Origin of the sequence: Amycolatopsis sp. CB00013 (genome assembly GCF_001905755.1) — a bacterium.
GTDB classification, from domain to species: Bacteria; Actinomycetota; Actinomycetes; order Mycobacteriales; family Pseudonocardiaceae; genus Amycolatopsis; species Amycolatopsis japonica.
In genome coordinates this window covers 1,423,535-1,441,038 of the sequence record NZ_LIWC01000003.1, presented here as the reverse complement: position 1 = coordinate 1,441,038, position 17,504 = coordinate 1,423,535, and the positions used below count along the sequence as shown (strand labels likewise).

13 protein-coding genes are annotated in these 17,504 nt (G+C 69.8%); 6 read left to right on the top strand and 7 right to left on the bottom strand.

The genetic code is table 11. The features are described 5' to 3' along the window. Positions 1 to 17: 17 nt before the first annotated feature. The 5 genes from dinB to AMK34_RS26230 all read right to left on the bottom strand — a co-directional run bounded on the left by dinB (position 18) and on the right by AMK34_RS26230 (position 3,703). On the bottom strand, positions 18 to 1,208 hold the full coding sequence (gene dinB, locus AMK34_RS26250; RefSeq protein ID WP_073847097.1) for a DNA polymerase IV: 1,191 nt from the start codon (positions 1,206 to 1,208) through the stop codon (positions 18 to 20). Between the two features lie 42 nt (positions 1,209 to 1,250). Further along, positions 1,251 to 2,243, bottom strand: a complete 993-nt coding sequence (locus AMK34_RS26245) for a MerR family transcriptional regulator (RefSeq protein WP_073847096.1) — start codon at positions 2,241 to 2,243, stop codon at positions 1,251 to 1,253. Beyond that, entirely contained in the window at positions 2,243 to 2,902 is a 660-nt protein-coding gene (locus AMK34_RS26240; protein ID WP_038515296.1) for a HEAT repeat domain-containing protein, read from the bottom strand. The genes AMK34_RS26245 and AMK34_RS26240 overlap by 1 nt, the downstream gene beginning before the upstream one ends. Positions 2,903 to 2,964: 62 nt before the next feature. Further along, the gene (locus AMK34_RS26235; RefSeq protein ID WP_038515297.1) at positions 2,965 to 3,258 is read right to left on the bottom strand and encodes a putative quinol monooxygenase; all 294 of its coding nucleotides are present in this window, start codon (positions 3,256 to 3,258) and stop codon (positions 2,965 to 2,967) included. Positions 3,259 to 3,283: 25 nt separating this feature from the next. Next, positions 3,284 to 3,703 (bottom strand): DUF6010 family protein, encoded by a 420-nt coding sequence (locus AMK34_RS26230; protein WP_037344213.1) that lies wholly within the window; start codon positions 3,701 to 3,703, stop codon positions 3,284 to 3,286. Between the two features lie 93 nt (positions 3,704 to 3,796). On the opposite strand from AMK34_RS26230, the gene AMK34_RS26225 reads away from it, so the two are divergent. Then, a complete protein-coding gene (locus AMK34_RS26225) occupies positions 3,797 to 4,735 on the top strand; it encodes a GlxA family transcriptional regulator (protein WP_073847095.1) in 939 nt (312 codons plus the stop codon). On the opposite strand, the gene AMK34_RS26220 is transcribed toward AMK34_RS26225, so the two are convergent. Beyond that, positions 4,732 to 5,022 (bottom strand): hypothetical protein, encoded by a 291-nt coding sequence (locus AMK34_RS26220; RefSeq protein WP_037344210.1) that lies wholly within the window; start codon positions 5,020 to 5,022, stop codon positions 4,732 to 4,734. The genes AMK34_RS26225 and AMK34_RS26220 overlap by 4 nt on opposite strands. Before the next feature lie 117 nt (positions 5,023 to 5,139). Between AMK34_RS26220 and AMK34_RS26215 the strand changes: the two genes are divergently transcribed. The 5 genes from AMK34_RS26215 (at position 5,140) to AMK34_RS26195 (ending at position 16,886) form a co-directional block, all read left to right on the top strand. After that, the gene (locus AMK34_RS26215; protein ID WP_038515300.1) at positions 5,140 to 6,399 is read left to right on the top strand and encodes an MFS transporter; all 1,260 of its coding nucleotides are present in this window, start codon (positions 5,140 to 5,142) and stop codon (positions 6,397 to 6,399) included. 341 nt (positions 6,400 to 6,740) lie between these two features. After that, entirely contained in the window at positions 6,741 to 8,039 is a 1,299-nt protein-coding gene (locus tag AMK34_RS26210; protein ID WP_443111211.1) for a diguanylate cyclase, read from the top strand. 25 nt (positions 8,040 to 8,064) lie between these two features. Next, positions 8,065 to 9,507, top strand: a complete 1,443-nt coding sequence (locus AMK34_RS26205; protein ID WP_073847094.1) for an ArnT family glycosyltransferase — start codon at positions 8,065 to 8,067, stop codon at positions 9,505 to 9,507. 36 nt (positions 9,508 to 9,543) lie between these two features. Then, complete coding sequence (locus AMK34_RS26200; protein ID WP_241832854.1) at positions 9,544 to 10,782, top strand: HNH endonuclease signature motif containing protein; 1,239 nt, start codon at positions 9,544 to 9,546, stop codon at positions 10,780 to 10,782. A gap of 614 nt (positions 10,783 to 11,396) precedes the next feature. Beyond that, positions 11,397 to 16,886 (top strand): ATP-binding protein, encoded by a 5,490-nt coding sequence (locus tag AMK34_RS26195; RefSeq protein WP_073847093.1) that lies wholly within the window; start codon positions 11,397 to 11,399, stop codon positions 16,884 to 16,886. Positions 16,887 to 16,965: 79 nt separating this feature from the next. On the opposite strand, the gene AMK34_RS26190 is transcribed toward AMK34_RS26195, so the two are convergent. Continuing rightward, positions 16,966 to 17,499 carry a bifunctional nuclease family protein gene (locus AMK34_RS26190; RefSeq protein WP_073847092.1) on the bottom strand — a complete coding sequence of 178 codons (534 nt, stop codon included), beginning with the start codon at positions 17,497 to 17,499 and terminating at the stop codon, positions 16,966 to 16,968. Between the last annotated feature and the right edge of the window lie 5 nt (positions 17,500 to 17,504).

Sequence of the window (17,504 nt, the reverse complement as noted above, 5' to 3'; positions counted from 1 at the left end):
CACCCTAGCGACGGGGCTCAGTCCGGCAGGAGCGGCACCCACGGCTCCTCGACCTGGCCCAGATGCACCGCGCGCGTGATGGACTTCGCACCGAACCGGTCCCGGACGGTGTCGAGCGTCGAGTCGAGCGCGTCCCTCGGTTTCGCCCCGAACGGCAGCGCCAGCTGGATCGAGTCGTCCTTCGACAGATTCGTGAGCGCGAGCCCGATCAGCGTGAGACCGCGTTCGTCGATCAGCGGTCTCGCCGTCGCGAGCAGGCCCCGCGCCGCCGCGACGATCGCGCCGGTCTGCTCGGTCGCCTCCAAGAGGGTGTGCGAACGCGTCGCCTTGGTGAAATCGGCGAACCGCATCCGCAGCACGACGGTGCGGCACACCCGCTGCGCCGCACGCAGGCGACGGGCGAGCCGATCGGCGAGCGTCAGCAGCGTCGCGTCGAGTTCGGCGGGCGAACGCGGCCTGCTACCGAGCGCGCGCTGCGCCCCGATCGACCGGCGGCGCCGGCCCGTCTGCACGCGGCGCGGGTCGTCGTTGTGGGACAACGCGTGCAGATGGGCGCCGACGCCGCGGCCGAGCATCCGGACGAGTTCCTTCTCCCCGAACCCCTCCATCTGCCCGACGGTCGTCACCCCGCGCTCGCGGAGCTTCCGCGCCGTCACCTTGCCCACTCCCCACAGCCGCTCGACCGGGAGCGGATGCAGGAACTCCAGCTCCTTGTCGTGCGGCACGACGAGCAGGCCGTCGGGTTTCGCGACCCCGCTGGCCACCTTCGCGAGGAACTTCGTCCTGGCGACGCCGACCGTGATCGGCAGCCCGACCTGCTCCAAGACGTCCTTCCGCAGTTTCGCGGCGATCCGGCTCGGCGTGCCCGCGATCTTCAGCAGCCCGCCGACGTCGAGGAAGGCTTCGTCGATCGAAATGCCTTCCACGAGCGGCGTCGTGTTGCCGAAGACCTCGAAGACCGCCTTGCTGGCCTCCGAATACGCGCGCATCCGGGACGGGACCACGATCGCGTCCGGGCACAGCCGCCGCGCCTGGCCGCCGCCCATCGCCGTGCGCACGCCGTACGCCTTCGCCTCGTAGCTGGCCGCCAGCACCACCCCGCCGCCGACGATGACCGGACGCCCGCGGAGCTTCGGGTCGTCACGCTGCTCGACCGACGCGTAGAACGAGTCCAGGTCGGCGTGCAGGATGGGACCCTCGGTCGTCATAGAACATATGTTCGCATCAAACGGCCCAGTGGCCAAGCCACCTCACCCAGGGGAGCCGAGCGCTCCCGCCAGGGCCGAAGCGAGGAGAGCGACGGTGCGATCGTCGTCTTCGGCCAGGTCACGCAGCACGTCCAGCGCGAGGGCGAGCGGCATCTCGACGAGGGCCTGGGTGAGGCGGATCCGCGCGGCGGGCTCCGCGGTGGCCAGTTCGCCGGTCAACGCGCTCATGATCCGGGCCGCGACGTCGTCGTCACGAGCCAAGGCGCCGAGGACCTCGGCCGCCTCGACGTCGGTCGTGCCCTCGACCACCATGCGGACGAGCTCCGGCACGGCCGCGCTCTCCCCGCGCGACCCCAGCGCCAGCGCGGCGCGGGCGCGGACCGCCGGATCCGGGTCGCCGAGTACGTCCGTCAGCGCCGCGGTCGCCTCGTCACCGGGCATCCCGGCGATCGCGAGGACCGCGCGCCGCCGGACGTCGACGTCCGCCGAACGCGCGCCGGACGCCAGGCTCGCCACGCCGTCACCGCCCGCCCTCGCGAGAGCCCACCGCAGAGCCCCGGCGACGTTCGGATCGGCTTCGGTGAGGACCGCCCCGGCCAGCAGTTCGGCGGGTACCTCGGCCGGGGCCAGGGCGGTCTGCTGCCGCCGAGCCGCGTGAGGCGAATTGAGCCCGTGCAACAGCTCGACGATGCGCAGGACCCCCTCCCAGCCCGTGGGTGCCGAACCGTCGACCGCGCGGAGCCGGTCGAGCAGCTCCTGTTCCCGGTTCAGGCGCTCCTCGGTCCGCCGGATGAGATCGCCGACGAGATCGGACGGCTCGAAGGCCGGATCCTCCAAGGCACGTCCGATCTCGCGCAGCGAGAGACCGAGGGACCGCAGGCTCTCCACGTGGAAGATCCGGCGGATGTCCTCGTCGGAGTACTCGCGGTAGCCGCCGAAGGTGCGGCCGGTCGGCCGCACCAGCCCGAGGGAGTCGTAATGCCGGAGCATCCGGCTGCTCACCCCCGAGCGGCGCGCCACCTCACCGATCAGCATCAGGCTCCCTCCGGTCCCAGCGCGACGATCCGTTTCGACTCGTCGAAACCGGCGTCCGGGTCGCGCAGGAGCCGCTCCGTGGCGTGGGCGTGCGCCCGCACCGCCAGGTCGGTACTCGCCGAGCCCGCCCGCAGGACGGGCTCGATCACGGGTCCGAGCGCGACGAGCGCCCTGCTGAGACTCAGCCGCACCGTCCGGTCGCCCCGGCCGAACTGGTCGGCCAGGTCACGGGCCAGCCGGGCCCGCTCCCCGTCGGGGACGAGGACGACCGCGGCCCGCCACGCGCTCCGGGCGACCTCGTCGTCGGCGTCGTGCAGCAGCGACCGCGTGATCGCGGGCCACGCGGCGCGGTCCCCGATCTTGGACAGCGTGTGCAGGGCCTGACTCCGGGCCTGGGCGACCTCCGAACCGAGCTCGGCCAGGAGCACCGGCACCGTGTTCTCCGCGGGCAGCCGCGTCAGCGCCCAGGTCAGCATGTCCCGGACGTAGAAATCCGGCTCGATCGCGCACCGCGCCACGAGCGGGCCGACGAACCCGACGTCCGGATGCGTCCCGGCCGCCAGCGCCGCCTGGAGCCGCGTCGACGAGCTCTCGGCACCGAGCGCGTCGAGCACGCGCAGGTCCGGTGAAGTCCTCTGTGTCGTGTTGATGGGGATCACCTCCTGCGCTCCAGTGAAGACCTTGTCACGATGTCAAGGTCAAGCCCGGCGCTCCACCGTGTTCAGTCGAACGGGGGTCCGGAGTACGAGACCCGGTGCTTGAACACCTCGCCGTCCCGGATCTCGGCGGAGTACGTCGGCCTGGGCGAGATCGCGCGCCAGGCGTTCAGCACCTCTTCCGACTCCCAGTACTCGAAGATGTTCACCCGGCCCGGTTCGAGCGTGTCCGCCGAGATCACCACGTCGAGGCAGCCGGGATGGGCCCGCGCCTTCTCGACGATCACCTGGTGCCCCTCGACATAGCGGTCCCGCTTCTCCGGGTCGACGTACACCTTTCCCGCCACGATCACCGTCATTTCGAACTCCCTTCGTCCGGTCGGTTCACCCCACCGACGAACGCGGACGACGCGAACCGACACGGGCGCGGAAGAAATCCGTCACCGATCGTCCGCCGGCGAAACACCAGATCGCGATCACCGGGTCGCAGATCGCGCAGCCGAACGACGAATCGTCCAGGAACGGGATGATAGGAGCGCCCTTCAGGTGGTGCACGACGTCCCAAGCCGTGTGCAGCAGCCAGCCGATCCCGATGAACGTCCACGATTCGAGCCCGCGGTACGCCACATAGGCCATCAGTGCGGTGAAGACGAGTTCCCAGATGCCGAGCCCGCCGCCGCTGGCGTAGGCCGCGCCCGCGCCCGCGATCATGACCGCGTTGAAACGGCGGCGGTGCGGCTCGTGGATCAACGACATCAGGACGACATAGCCGAGGCCGACGAGAATCGGCGCGATGATCATCATGGTTCGACGCTAGAACCGGACGACGCCCGCTCCCAGTGGCGCGAACGACGCCTTCCAACGGGATCTCGCCATCGGGCGGGTACGTTGCGGTTCATGCACACCGTCGCCGTCCTCGCGCTGGACAAGGTGATCCCGTTCGATCTCTCGACGCCGATCGAGGTCTTCACCAGGACCCGGCTCGCGGACGGAAGCACGGGCTATCGCGTGGTCGTCTGCGCCGAACACCCGGAAGTCGACGCCGGGCACTTCACCCTGCGCGCGCCGCGGGGGCTGGACACGCTGCGCGAGGCGGACACGATCATCGTCCCCGGCACCGCCGAGCCGGCCCGGCCGTTGCCGGAATCCGTCCACGCCGCGCTGAACTCGGCCGCCGCGAGGGGCGCACGAATCGCCTCGATCTGTTCCGGCACCTTCATCCTCGCCGCCGCGGGCCTGCTCGACGGCCTTCGCGCCACGACGCATTGGGTCGCCGCCGACGCACTGGCCGCGGCGTACCCGGGAGTCGACGTCGACCCGGACGTCCTCTATGTCGACAACGGGCAGATCCTGACGTCCGCGGGCGCCGCCGCGGGCCTGGATCTGTGCCTGCACCTGATCCGGCGGGACCACGGCTCCGCGATCGCGGCCGACGCCGCCCGTCTCTCGGTCATGGCGCTCGAACGCGAGGGCGGCCAGGCGCAGTTCATCGCGTTGCGGCATCCACCCGCTCCCCGTGGCGCGACACTGGAGCCGACTCTGTTGTGGATGCAGGAAAATCTCGCGCGCGAGCTCACACTGGCCGATATCGCCACGCGCGCCGGGATGAGCACGCGCACGCTGATCCGGCACTTTCGCGAGCAGACCGGGACGACGCCATTGCAGTGGCTGCACCGGACCCGCGTCCGGCAGGCGCAGCATCTGCTGGAGACCACCGAATACGCCGTCGAGCGGATCGGCGCCGAAGTCGGTTTCGGTTCGCCCACCTCGTTCCGCGACCGGTTCAAGCGCACGACCGGCGTCAGCCCGGGCACTTATCGACGCGCTTTCCGTTAAGCGGCGAGGGTCAGAACGGTGTCGGAAGCCCGCGCCCGGGCCTGGTCGGCGAACCGCCTCCGCGCGACGACGACTCTGAGCCATCGTTCGGAACGTTCGGCGTCCAGCTCGGAGGTGGCTCGGGCGAGCACCTCGGCGGCGTGCGCGGCGGACTCGATCTCCGCGGCGGCGCCGAGGTAGTCGCCCGCCTCGATGAGCTTGTAGGCGTGGCGCATCTCGGTCTGCGCGGTCGAGTAGATGGCGTAGGCGGCGAGGTTGTTCGCCAGCGGGCCCAGTGAATGCGACATCGGATTCTCCGTTCCTTCTCTACAGACACGTCGAACGGGCCCACCGCGGTTCGACATGGCGGACTGATTTTTTCCGAGGGTTGCGCAAAGTGGCCGCTTCACGACAGCCTGAAGCGCATGCCAGCCCGAGCGGCGTCGTTCCGCAGTGTCTTCGCGGTCGCCGGATTCCGCCGGATCTGGCTCGCGCATCTGCTCTCGGTCGCCGGCGACCAGCTGGCCAGGGTCGCGCTCACGGTGCTGGTGTTCGACCGGACCTCGTCGGCGGGCTGGGCTTCGGCGGCGTACGCGCTGACCTTCGTGCCCGACCTCCTCGGCGGCGCGCTGGGCGGGGTCGCGGACCGGTTCTCGCGACGCACCGTGATGGTGGTGACCGACGTCGGCCGCGCGGTCCTGATCGCATTGATGGCGGTGCCCGGCCTCCCGCTGCCCGCCGCGGCCGCGCTGTTGTTCCTCGTCCAGCTCATGGCCGGGCCGTTCCACGCGGCCCGCCAGGCGATGCTGCCGGATCTGCTCGATCCGGACCGGCTGGTCGTCGGGCAGGCGGTCATCTCGTCCACGTATCAGGCCGGGCTCGTGGTGGGCTTCGGCGCGGGCGCCGCCGTCGTCACCGGCCTCGGTGTTCCCGGGGCACTGCTGATCGACGCGGGAACGTTCGCGCTTTCGGCGCTCATGCTGCGCTTCGGGCTCGAACGCTTCCCGCCCTCGGCACCCGCGCATCACGAACGCCCGTCGCTGCTCGAGGGCTGCCGTCTGGTGGCGCGCGACCGCAAGCTGCGCTGGCTGCTGCTCATCGCCTGCTGCTGCGGTTTCTACGTCGTGCCCGAGGGCCTCGCCGTCCCGGTCGCCGCCGAACTGGGCGGTGCGGGCGCGTTGCCGTGGCTGCTGGCCGCGAACCCGGTCGGGTCGGTGCTCGGCGGGATCCTGCTGAGCCGGATCCCGCGTGAGCGGCAGATCCGGGTGCTGGGCGCACTGACGGTGGCGAGCAGCCTGGTGCTGATCCCGACCGGCTGGGCTCCGGGACTGGTCACGATCGTCGTGCTGTGGACGATCTCGGGGGTGTTCTCCGCGCACGACATGATCACGCAGACGCAGTACAGCCTCGCCGCGCCGCCCGCCCATCGTGGCCAGGTGATCGGGGTCGCGATCGCGGCGTTGCGGGCGGCTCAGGCGGCGGGGATCGCGGCGGCCGGGCTGCTGGCCCAGATCGTCGCGCCGACCACCGTGGTCACCGTCGCGGCGATCGCCGGTGTGGTGGTCGCCTTCGTCGCCGGGGTGGGCTGGTCACGGGCGGTGTCGTCCCGCCGCGGCCCTGAGGAATCCGAAGATCCCATGGGGCCGGTCGGCGGGACGACACCCGTTGGCGAACACGGTTCCTGACACATCACGTCCAGTTGTTGTCCCGACGGGTCGTCCAGTTGTTGTCACGCACTACATTCACCTCCCTTCGCGAAAGCCGCGCGTTCGTGGGCGAGATCACTCACGTCCAGTTGTTGTCACGCCGAGTGGTCCAGTTGTTGTCCCGCATGTCGTTCACCTCCCTCGAAATAGCGATCTATCCGGCAAAACACTCACCAGTTGTTGTCCTGCATCGGTGCACCTCCCTCGTTTCGGTTGGGCTGTCCGGGGGAATTCGGAGCCACGACTCTCATCGTCCGGACAACGACGGTCGTCGCAGTCCCGGTTCGATTACGGTGTAGATCACCGACGGAAGAGGGTGCGTGGACGGACGACTCGGCGGCGCGCGGCGGCGGCTCAAGGCCTGGCACCTGTGGAGCCTGCCGCGACCTGTGCGTTCCTACGTCCTGGTCGTGAATCTCATCGCAGTCCTCTCGACCGCCGCCACGGCCCGGCTGGTCCCGGTGACCGGTACCGATCTCGTCCGGTTCGGCGTCTTGACGCTGTGCGCGGCCATCGCGATCGAGGGCACCCGGCAGATCGAACGTCAACGGGAGTACGACAGAGCCCCGTCAGTCGCCTACGTCGACACCAAGGCGGTCTGGAGCGTCGCCGCCGTCATCGCGCTGCCTCCGGTGCTCGCCGCCGCGATGGTCGTGGTGACCTACACCATCGCATGGCTGCGGATCTGGCCACACCAACGGCCGGTCCTCCCCCATCGGTGGATCTTCTCCGCCGCGACGGTGCTCTGCGGCACGCAGGCCGCCGTCGTCGTCCTCAGCCTCGGCATGCGGCATTACCCAGGCGCGCCCGGCTCCGGTCTGCTCGCCGGGCTGGGCGACCTCGCCGTCATCATCGTGGCCGCGGCCCTGCGCTGGGCGATCAACACCGTGCTCGTGATGGTCGCGATCGCGCTCTCGTCGCCGCCGAAGTCGATCGGCGAACTGTTCTCCGGGTTCGGCGACCAGATCCTCGAGGCGGGCGCGCTCGGCCTCGGCCTCGTGACGGCCGTCGTCCTCGTCCAGGCCAACCCGCTGGTGCTGGTCGGCGTCGTCATCGCGCTGGTCGCGCTGCACCGCGGGCTGCTGCTGACGCAGTACCGGCGTGACGCGCACACCGACGCCACCACCGGTCTCGTCACGAAACGCCGCTGGCGCCAGCTGGCGGAGGAGCAGCTGGGCCGCACCCGCGCCGGCCGCAAACTCGGCGTGCTGTTCCTCGACCTCGACAACTTCAAGACGATCAACGACACCTACGGCCATCCCAACGGCGACCTCGTCCTGCGCGCGGTCGGCGACGCCCTGCTCGCCGAGGTCCGCGAACAGGACATCTGCGGGCGGTGGGGCGGCGAGGAGTTCGCGATCGTCATCCCGGACATCCACGGCGAGGAGACGCTGCGCCAGGTGGCCGAACGGATCCGGCACCAGGTGGCGGTGGTCTCGGTCGCCCTGCCCGATCGCGACACCGTGCTGACCGATCTGACGGTGTCGATCGGTGGCGCGTTGTACCCGGCGGCCAACATCACCAGCGTCGACGACCTCCTCGTCGCCACCGACACCGCGCTCTACCGGGCGAAGCAGGGTGGCCGCAACAGGGTCGAACTGGCACCGCCCGCGCAGTAGGATTCGCCGCGTCTGGGGAGGCGCGATGGAGCGATTCGCTCGGGGTCCGGTCGGTCTGGTGGTCGCGATCCAGGTCTTGGTGCTGACACTGGTTTCGGGGCGATACGGCTTCCACCGGGACGAGCTCTACTTCCTCGCCGCGGGGAAACGGCTCGCGTGGGGATATGTCGACCAGCCGTCCCTGACGCCCTTGCTCTCGAGGATCTCCACCGACCTCTTCGGCGCCACGCCCGCCGGCCTGCGCGTGGCCGCGACACTGTGCGCCGCCGTGACGGTGGTCCTGCTGGCCTTGGTCGCCCGCGAGTTCGGTGGCGGCCGTGGCGCGCAGGTCCTCACCGCCGCGACGACCGCGCTGGCGGCGTTCGTCGTGGTGGACGGGCACATGCTGTCGACGGCCACCGTCGATCTGCTGATCTGGAGCGCGCTGGGCCTGGTGGTCCTGCGCCTGTTCCGCACCGGCGACGGACGGTGGTGGCTCGCGATCGGCGCCGTCGTCGGCATCGGGCTGGAGGCCAAGTGGCTTGTCCTGCTGATGGTCGCGTCGATCGGCCTTTCGGTACTCGCCGTCGGCCCGCGGACGGTGTTCCGCAGCGGCTGGCTCGCCGCCGGGATCCTGCTCGCGCTCGCGCTGGCCGCCCCGGGCCTGATCTGGCAGGCCGCGCACGATTTCCCTTTGCTGACCGTGGCTTCCGGGATCAGCGAGGACGACGGCGCGGAGAACCGGATCCTGTTCGTGCCGATGCAGTTCCTCTATCTGTCGCCCGTGGTCGTGCCGATCTGGATCGCGGGCGGTCTTCGGCTCTGGCGTGATCCGGAGCTGCGCTGGGCCCGTTCCCTGGCGCCGGCTTATCCGGTGCTGTGCGTTCTTTTGCTGATATCGGGTGGAAAGCCGTACTACTCGGCGCCGTTTCTGTTGCTGCTCACGGCGGCCGGCGCCGAGCCTTGCCTGCGATCACTGGACCGGGTATCGCGTCGCGTATGGGCGACGGTGTCGGCCGTGCTCGGTGCCGCGGTCTCTCTCATCGTCGGACTGCCTCTGCTGCCGGTGTCCGCACTGGCGCCGGTTTTGGTGGTGAACAAGGAACAAGGTGAGCAGGCGGGCTGGCCCGAGCTGGCTTCTTCGGTCACCCGGGTCTGGGAGCAGATCCCGGCTGAGCGGCGGTCGACCGCGGTGATCTTCACGCGGAACTACGGACAGGCGGGAGCTCTGGAGTACTACGGGCTTCCCGGGGTGTACTCGGGGCATATGTCCTATGCGGACTGGGGGCCGCCTCCTGGTACGGCTTCGGGACCCGTGGTCGTGGTGGGGCCGTATCTTCCGACGTGGTTCGTAGGGTGTCGCGAGGCCGCGGTGCACGACAACGGGCTCGGGGTGGAGAACGACGAGCAAGGAGTGCGGATTTCCTTGTGTGATGGGACTTCTCAGCCTTGGGATGTACTTTGGGGCGAGTTGCGGCACTACTACTGAGCCGGAACTGTCGGTGGTCGGTTGTACGTTCTGGGCGTGGACACTCTCAACGCCACTGTGGCGCGTTTGAAGGAAATCACGTCGTCGGAAGTTTTGCGGGAGGTTAATGCTTCGCTGGATTCGTTGGGGGACAACGATGCCGTGAATGTCGCCGTGGCGGCGTCGGAGGGAATCGCGCGGTTGGAAGCTGTTCGGTTCCGTGCTTTGGGTCGGTTGAGTCGACATCGTGATGGTGCTTCGAGTGTGGTGCAGGAGGTCGCATTCGCTCTGTCCGTTGTGGACGGTCATGCTGCTGGTCTGGTCTCTACGGCTGAGGCGTTGACGACTCGTCTGCCGCGTACGTTGGGTTTGTTGGATGCCGGGAAGGTCGGCGGGTACGGGGCGATGAAAGTCGCGACGGCCACTGCCTGGCTCTCGGACGACGATGCTCGCGCGGTGGACGCGGTGCTGGAGGATCGGATCCCGGACCGGAACTCGGATCAGATCCGGAAGGCGGCGAATCACGCGGCGATGATGGCCGACCGTGAGGGGGCGGCTCGTCGTGTGGAGCGGAATCGTGGCGGACGTCGCCTATCGATCCGGCAGGGCGACACCGGCGTGGCATCCATCGAAGTCGAAGACGGGCCCGCCGAGAAGGTGGCCGCCGCCTATACGCGGATCGACCGTGAAGCCCGCGCCCTGCGGGCCGGTGGGGAGACCCGCACCCTGGATCAGTTGCGTGCTGACGTCGCTCTTGATCTTTTGTTGGGTGGTCAGGGCGGGAAGAGCGAACGGTCCGAAGTGTTCCTCTACATGGACCTGAACACCTACCTCGGGTTGAACGATGATCCCGCCGAGATGGCCGGACATGGGCATATCCCGGCGTCGCTGGCCCGAGAGATCGCCGGCGGGTCGAATACGGTGTTGCGGCGGATCATCACAGACCCGCTCTCGGGGCAGGTTCTCGACCTCGGCCGCGACCGCTACCGGCCCACCGCCGGTCTCGACGAATTCGTTCGGGTCCGGGACCGAGAATGCCGAAGACCCGGGTGTCATCGTGTGGCCCAGGCCTGCGACCTCGATCATTCGCTGCCGTGGCAACACGGTGGTCATACCGCGGATACCGAGCTGATCGATCTGTGCCGTCGTGATCATCGGTTGAAGGATGAGCCGGGGTGGGTCTATCGGTTGGGTTCTGATGGGACTCTGACGATCACGACGCCTACGGGCCGGAGTTACGACAGCTCGCCTCCGCCGCTGCACGAACCCCGCGAGGAGGAAGCGCCACCGTTCTGAGGCGTCGCCGGAAAACGGCAACGGCACGGCGTCGCGAACCCGGCCGCCTCCCCACCGAGCCCCATCGGCCCCGTCGCCGAATAGCGACGACAGCACCGAGCGCGCGATCAGCACTGGCCGAGTTGCCGAAAAACGACCACGGCACGGGACCGCGCCTCGAACCCGCCTTACGCTCACCCGGCCGACAACCGTCAAGTCTCGTTGCCGAAAAACGACCAGGCCCGCAGAGCCCACCAGAGCCACCACACCCTGCCGGCCGTCGCCGAAAAACGGTCACTCCCCCGCCAGACCACCCCAACACCCGGCATCAACGCCACACCAACCCCAAGCACCCCCGCCCGCCCCGGTGAAACCGGCGTGAACACCCGGTGACACCTCCCGACCCCTACCGGCGACCCCAGCCGCCAGTTGTCCACTTCATGACGTCATCCGGCCCCACCCCTAGGTGTTCCACGACACTTTTTGGCGGGTTCCTACAATCCCCGGCCCCCGGCATGCGCCACCGGCGACATTCTCGTACCGGCCGGTAAGAGGCAGGCTGTTAGACAGGTATCAGGAGACTGTCCCGCGCGTGATCCAGCGGGACGGCGCCGCTCACTTGGGAGGCTCAGTCGGTGTTCAGTCGTGTCGCCATCGTCAACCGCGGAGAAGCCGCGATGCGGCTCATCCACGCCGTCCGCGAGCTTTCGGCGGAGACCGGACGGCGGATCGAGACCGTCGCGCTCTTCACGGACGCGGACCGGTCGGCGACGTTCGTGCGGGAAGCCGACATCAGCTACAACCTCGGGCCCGCGTCGGCGCGCCCGTATCTCGATTTCGCCGTGCTGGAGCGGGCCCTGACCGAGACCGGGGCCGACGCGGCCTGGGTCGGCTGGGGTTTCGTGGCCGAGGATCCGGCCTTCGCGGAGCTGTGTGAGCGGCTGGGCGTCACCTTCATCGGTCCGAGCGCGGACGCGATGCGCAAGCTCGGCGACAAGATCGGCGCGAAGCTGATCGCCGAAGAGGTCGGCGTGCCCGTCGCACCCTGGAGCCGCGGCGCCGTCGCGGATCTTGATGCCGCCATCAAGGCCGCCGCAGAGATCGGTTATCCGCTGATGCTCAAGGCGACCGCCGGCGGCGGCGGTCGCGGTATCCGCGTCATCACCTCCGCCGACGAGCTCAAGGACGCCTACGAGCGCACCAGCCTGGAGGCCGAGCGCGCCTTCGGCAGCGGCGTCGTCTTCCTGGAGCGCCTGGTCACCGGCGCCCGGCACGTCGAGGTCCAGGTCATCGCCGACGGCCAGGGCACCGCATGGGCCCTCGGCGTCCGTGACTGTTCGGTGCAGCGCCGCAACCAGAAGATCATCGAGGAGTCCGCCTCCCCGGTCCTGAGCCCCGAGCAGGCCGACGAGCTGAAGCGGTCCGCCGAGCGGCTCGCGCTCGCGGTCGAGTACCGCGGCGCCGGAACGGTCGAGTTCCTCTACCACCCCGGCGACAAGCTGTTCGCGTTCCTCGAGGTGAACACCCGCCTGCAGGTCGAGCACCCGATCACCGAGCTGACCACCGGCATGGACCTGGTCAAGGCCCAGCTGCACGTCGCTTCCGGCGGCAAACTCGACGGCGTCCAGCCCGCCGAGTTCGGCCACGCCGTCGAGGCGCGGCTCAACGCCGAGGACCCGGACCGCGACTTCGCGCCGTCCCCGGGCCGCATCGCCCGTCTGGACCTGCCCGCCGGCCCCGGTATCCGCGTCGACACCGGCGTCAGCGAAGGCGACACCATCCCGGCCGACTTCGACTCGATGATCGCGAAGATCATCGCCTACGGCCGCGACCGTGACGAGGCGCTCGGCCGTCTGCGCCGCGCGATGGCGCAGACCACGGTCATCATCGAGGGCGGCGCGACCAACAAGAGCTTCGTCCTCGACCTGCTCGACCAGCCCGAGGTGATCGACGGCAGCGCCGACACCGGCTGGATCGACCGCGTCCGCGGCGAAGGCAAGCTGGTCACCCACCGCCACTCGGCGATCGCGCTCGCGGCCGCCGCGATCGAGGCCTACGAGGACGAGGAAGCCGTCGAGCGTCAGCGGCTCCTCTCCACCGCGCACGGCGGCCGTCCGCAGGTCCAGCACGAAAGCGGCCGACCGCTCGACCTGAAGCTGCGCGGCGCCGCGTACCGCGTGAGCGTCGCCAGGATCGGCCACCGCCGGTTCCGCGTCGGCGTCTCGGCTGGCGGCGGCGACATCCACCCCGCCGACGTCGAGGTCGACCGGTTCGACGAGCACACCGGCCAGATCACCGTCAACGGCACCCGGTTCCGCCTGGTCACCGGCACCCACGGCCCGATCCACCTGGTCGAGGTCGACGGCATCACCCACCGCATCAGCCGGGACGAGGGCGGCGTCGTCCGCTCCCCCGCGCCCGCGCTCGTCGTCGCGACCCCGCTGGAGGTCGGCGCCGAGGTCGAGGCAGGCGCACCCGTGCTGGTGCTGGAAAGCATGAAGATGGAGACGGTGCTCCGCGCGCCGTTCCGCGCGAAGCTGCGTGAGTGCGTCGTCTCGGTCGGCAGCCAGGTCGAGACCGGCGCTCCCCTGCTGCGGCTCGAACCCGTGGCGGAGGAAGGCGAAGAGGTCGCCGAGGACACCGGCAGCGTCGAGATCGAGCTCCCCGCGGAGCCGGACGGCACGTCTGCGGTCCAGCGGATCACGCGGGGACAACAGGATCTGCGCAGTCTCCTGCTCGGTTTCGACGTCGACCCGCACGACGAGCGCCGCACGCTCAGCGCGTACCTGGCCGCCCGCGCCGAACTGGAGGGCAACGGCGACCGCCCGCTGGAGGGCGAGGTCGAACTGCTGACCGTGTTCGCCGACCTGTCCGAGCTGATGCGCAACAAGCCGATGCGCGAGGACGCCAAGGCGGACACCCGGGTGCACAGCGCCCGCGAGTTCTTCCACACCTACCTGCAGAGCCTCGACGTCGAACGCGCCGGGCTGTCGGAGTCGTTCCAGAACAAGCTCAAGAAGGTGCTGGCGCATTACGGCATCAAGGATCTGGAGCGCACGCCGGAGCTGGAGGAAGCGGTCTTCCGCATCTTCCTCGCCCAGCAGCGCACCTCGTCCGACGTCGCGATCGTCACCGCGCTGCTGCGGCAGTGGCTCACCGAGCCGCAGCCGTTCGAGTCGATGCGCGAGCCGGCGGGCAAGGCGCTGGAGCAGCTCATCGCCGCCACCCAGCTCCGCTTCCCGGTCGTCGGCGACCTGGCCCGCAGCGTCGTGTTCCGCTGGTTCGCCCAGCCGCTGCTGCGCCGCACCCGCGCCGAGGCGTACAGCGAGGTCCGCAAACACCTGCGGCACCTCGACCTGAACCCGGATTCGCCGGACCGCGCCGAGCGGATCGCGAGCATGCTGGCCAGCGCCCAGCCGCTGGTCCGCCTGCTCGGGCAGCGGATCGGCCGCCCCGGCACCGATCACAGCCCGCTGCTGGAGGTGCTGAGCCGCCGCTACTACGGCAATCGCGCGCTCTCCGGCGTCCAGCAGGTGACCGTCGGCGGATGCACCTTCGTCACCGGTGACTACGCCGACGCCAACGAGCGGTTCCACATGGTCACCACCGCCGTCGACCGCGCCGGGCTGCCCGGGGCGATCAAGGCGGTCGCCGATCTCGCCGCCCAGCTGCCCGCCGACACCGACGTCGAGGCGGACCTCTACCTGACGTGGGACGACGAGTCGGCCGACGACGACGCGATGGCCGCGGGGCTGCGCGAGGTCCTCACCTCCGGGGCCCTGCCGAGCCGGATCCGGCGCATCACCACCACGGTCGCCGGGCACGGCGGCGCGGTGATGCACCACCACTTCACCTTCCGCCCGTCCTCGACCGGGTTCAGCGAGGAGCGGCTGATCCGCGGTCTGCACCCGCTGATCGCCCAGCGGATGCAGTTGCAGCGGCTGGCGAACTTCGACCTCACGCGACTGCCGTCGGGTGACGAGGACGTCTACCTGTTCAAATGCGTCTCGCCGATGAACCCGTCGGATCAGCGGCTGGTCGCGCTCGCCCAGGTCCGCGACCTGACCCCGTTGCGGGACAACGACGGCAAGCTGCTGGCCCTGCCCGCGGTCGAAGGCACGCTGGCGGGCTGCCTCGACGCGATCCGCGAGGTGCAGGCGAAGCTTCCGCCGAAGAAGCGCTTCGACACCAACCGGATCATGCTGTACGTCTGGCCGACCAGTGAGCTCACCGGCGAAGAGCTCGACACGGTCGCCCAGCGCGTGCAGCCGTCGACGGCGGGCGCGGGTCTCGAAGAGGTCCAGTTCCTCGGCAGGCAGCGCGATCGCGCGACCGGCGAGGTCAAAGAGGTCGCCGTGCGCATCGGCTACGACGTGAGCGGCGGCGTGCAGATGTCGCTTTCCGAGCCCACCACCGAGCCGATCCTCCCGCTCGACGACTACCGCCAGAACGTGCTGCGCGCCCGTCGCCGCGACACCGTGTACCCGTACGAGCTGACCGAGATGCTCGGTTCCTTCACCGAGTACGACATGGACGACACGAACACCCTCGTCCCGGTCGACCGGAAGAAGGGCCGCAACAAGGCGGCGATCGTCGCCGGCGTGGTCACCACGCCGACCGAACGCCACCCCGAGGGCGTCAAACGCGTGGTGCTGCTAGGCGACCCGACGAAGGCGCTCGGCGCGCTGTCGGAGCCGGAGTGCTCGCGGGTGATCGCGGCGCTGGACCTCGCCGAGCGGCTGCGGGTCCCGCTGGAGTGGTACGCGCTCTCGGCGGGCGCCCGGATCTCGATGGAGTCCGGTACCGAGAACATGGACTGGGTCGCGGCCGCGCTCAAGCGGATCGTGCACTTCACCCAGGACGGCGGCGAGATCAACATCGTGGTCGCCGGGATCAACGTCGGCGCCCAGCCGTACTGGAACGCCGAAGCGACGATGCTCATGCACACCAAGGGAATCCTGGTGATGACGCCGGATTCCGCGATGGTGCTGACCGGTAAGCAGTCCCTCGACTTCTCCGGCGGCGTCTCGGCCGAGGACAACTTCGGCATCGGCGGCTACGACCGTGTGATGGGCCCGAACGGCCAGGCGCAGTACTGGGCGCCGAACCTCGCCGCGGCGCGCGACGTGCTGATGTCGCATTACGACCACACCTACGTGGCACCGGACGAGTCCGGTCCGCGCAAGGCGGTCACGAACGACCCGATCGACCGGGACATCTCGTCGTTCCCGCACGCGGCCGTCGACAGCGACTTCACCACGGTCGGCCAGATCTTCTCGCGGGAGGCCAACCCGGACCGCAAGAAGCCGTTCGACATCCGCACCGTGATGCGCGCGCTGTCGGATCAGGACCACCCGGTGCTGGAACGCTGGCCGGGTATGGCCGACGCGGAGACCGCGGCCGTGCAGGACGTGCACCTCGGCGGACGACCGGTGTGCCTGCTCGGTATCGAGTCGCGTTCGGTGCCGCGCCGCGGCTTCCCGCCCACCGACGGCCCGGACACCTACACCGCGGGCACGCTGTTCCCGCGGTCGTCGAAGAAGGCGGCGCGAGCGATCAACGCGGCCAGCGGCAACCGGCCGCTGGTGGTGCTCGCGAACCTGTCCGGCTTCGACGGTTCGCCGGAGTCGATGCGGAAGCTTCAGCTGGAGTACGGCGCGGAGATCGGCCGGGCGATCGTCAACTTCGAGGGCCCGATCGTGTTCACCGTGATCTCGCGGTACCACGGCGGCGCGTTCGTCGTCTTCTCGAAGGCGCTGAACCCGAACATGACGGTGCTGGCGCTGGAAGGCTCGTTCGCCTCCGTGCTCGGCGGGGCGCCCGCCGCGGCGGTCGTGTTCGCCGGTGAGGTCAACGCGCGGACCGCGGCGGATCAGCGGGTGCGGTCGCTCACCGAGAAGCTCAGCGGCGCGGTGGGTGCCGAACGTGCCGCGCTGGCCGCGGAGCTGGCCGAGGTCCAGTCGTCGGTGCGGGCCGAGAAGCTGGGCGCGGTCGCGTCCGAGTTCGACGGCGTGCACAGTATCGAGCGCGCGGTGAAGGTCGGTTCGGTGGACGCGATCATCAGCGCCGCCGAGATGCGGCCGCGTATCATCGAAGCGATCGAAGCGGGCCTGGCGAAGCAGTAGCCGTCCCCTTCACGAGTGCCATGAAAGGTCCTTTCCTTGCAAAATTTGCAAGGAAAGGACCTTTCATGGCATCGGAGGGCTAGTCGGCGGGCGGCTGATCCCCGAAGTCCTCCGGCGCGATCTTGTCCAGCGCCGCCCGGAACTCCTCGACCTCCCGTTCCTGAGCGGCCGGGTCGGAGGGCACCGACGGCAGTTCCGCGTCCGGCCCGGCTCCCACGATCTCGACCCGCACCGAAGCGACCTCCAGCACCGCGTCCGCCACCTCGATCCCGACCCCGGCCCGCAAGCCGATCGCGACCGCGTCGCTCGGCCGGGCCGAAACGCGGATGCCGGAATCGAGTACCAGGTCGGCGAAGAAGATGCCGTCCCGCAGCGCGGTGACCTGGACTCCGGTGACCCGGTGCCCGAACGACTCGACCACCTGGCCGATCAGCTCGATCGTGCCGGGCCGGGGCAGCCGGATCCGTTCCTGCGCGAGCGCCACCGCGCTGGCCTCCGGGCCGCCGATCGTGATCGCCAGCCAGCGGCGTTCGCCCTCCCGTTCCCGCAGCAGCATCACCGGTGCCGCTTCCGGGGCCAGGACTGCCATCCCCTCGACGTCCATCGAAATCATGCGCG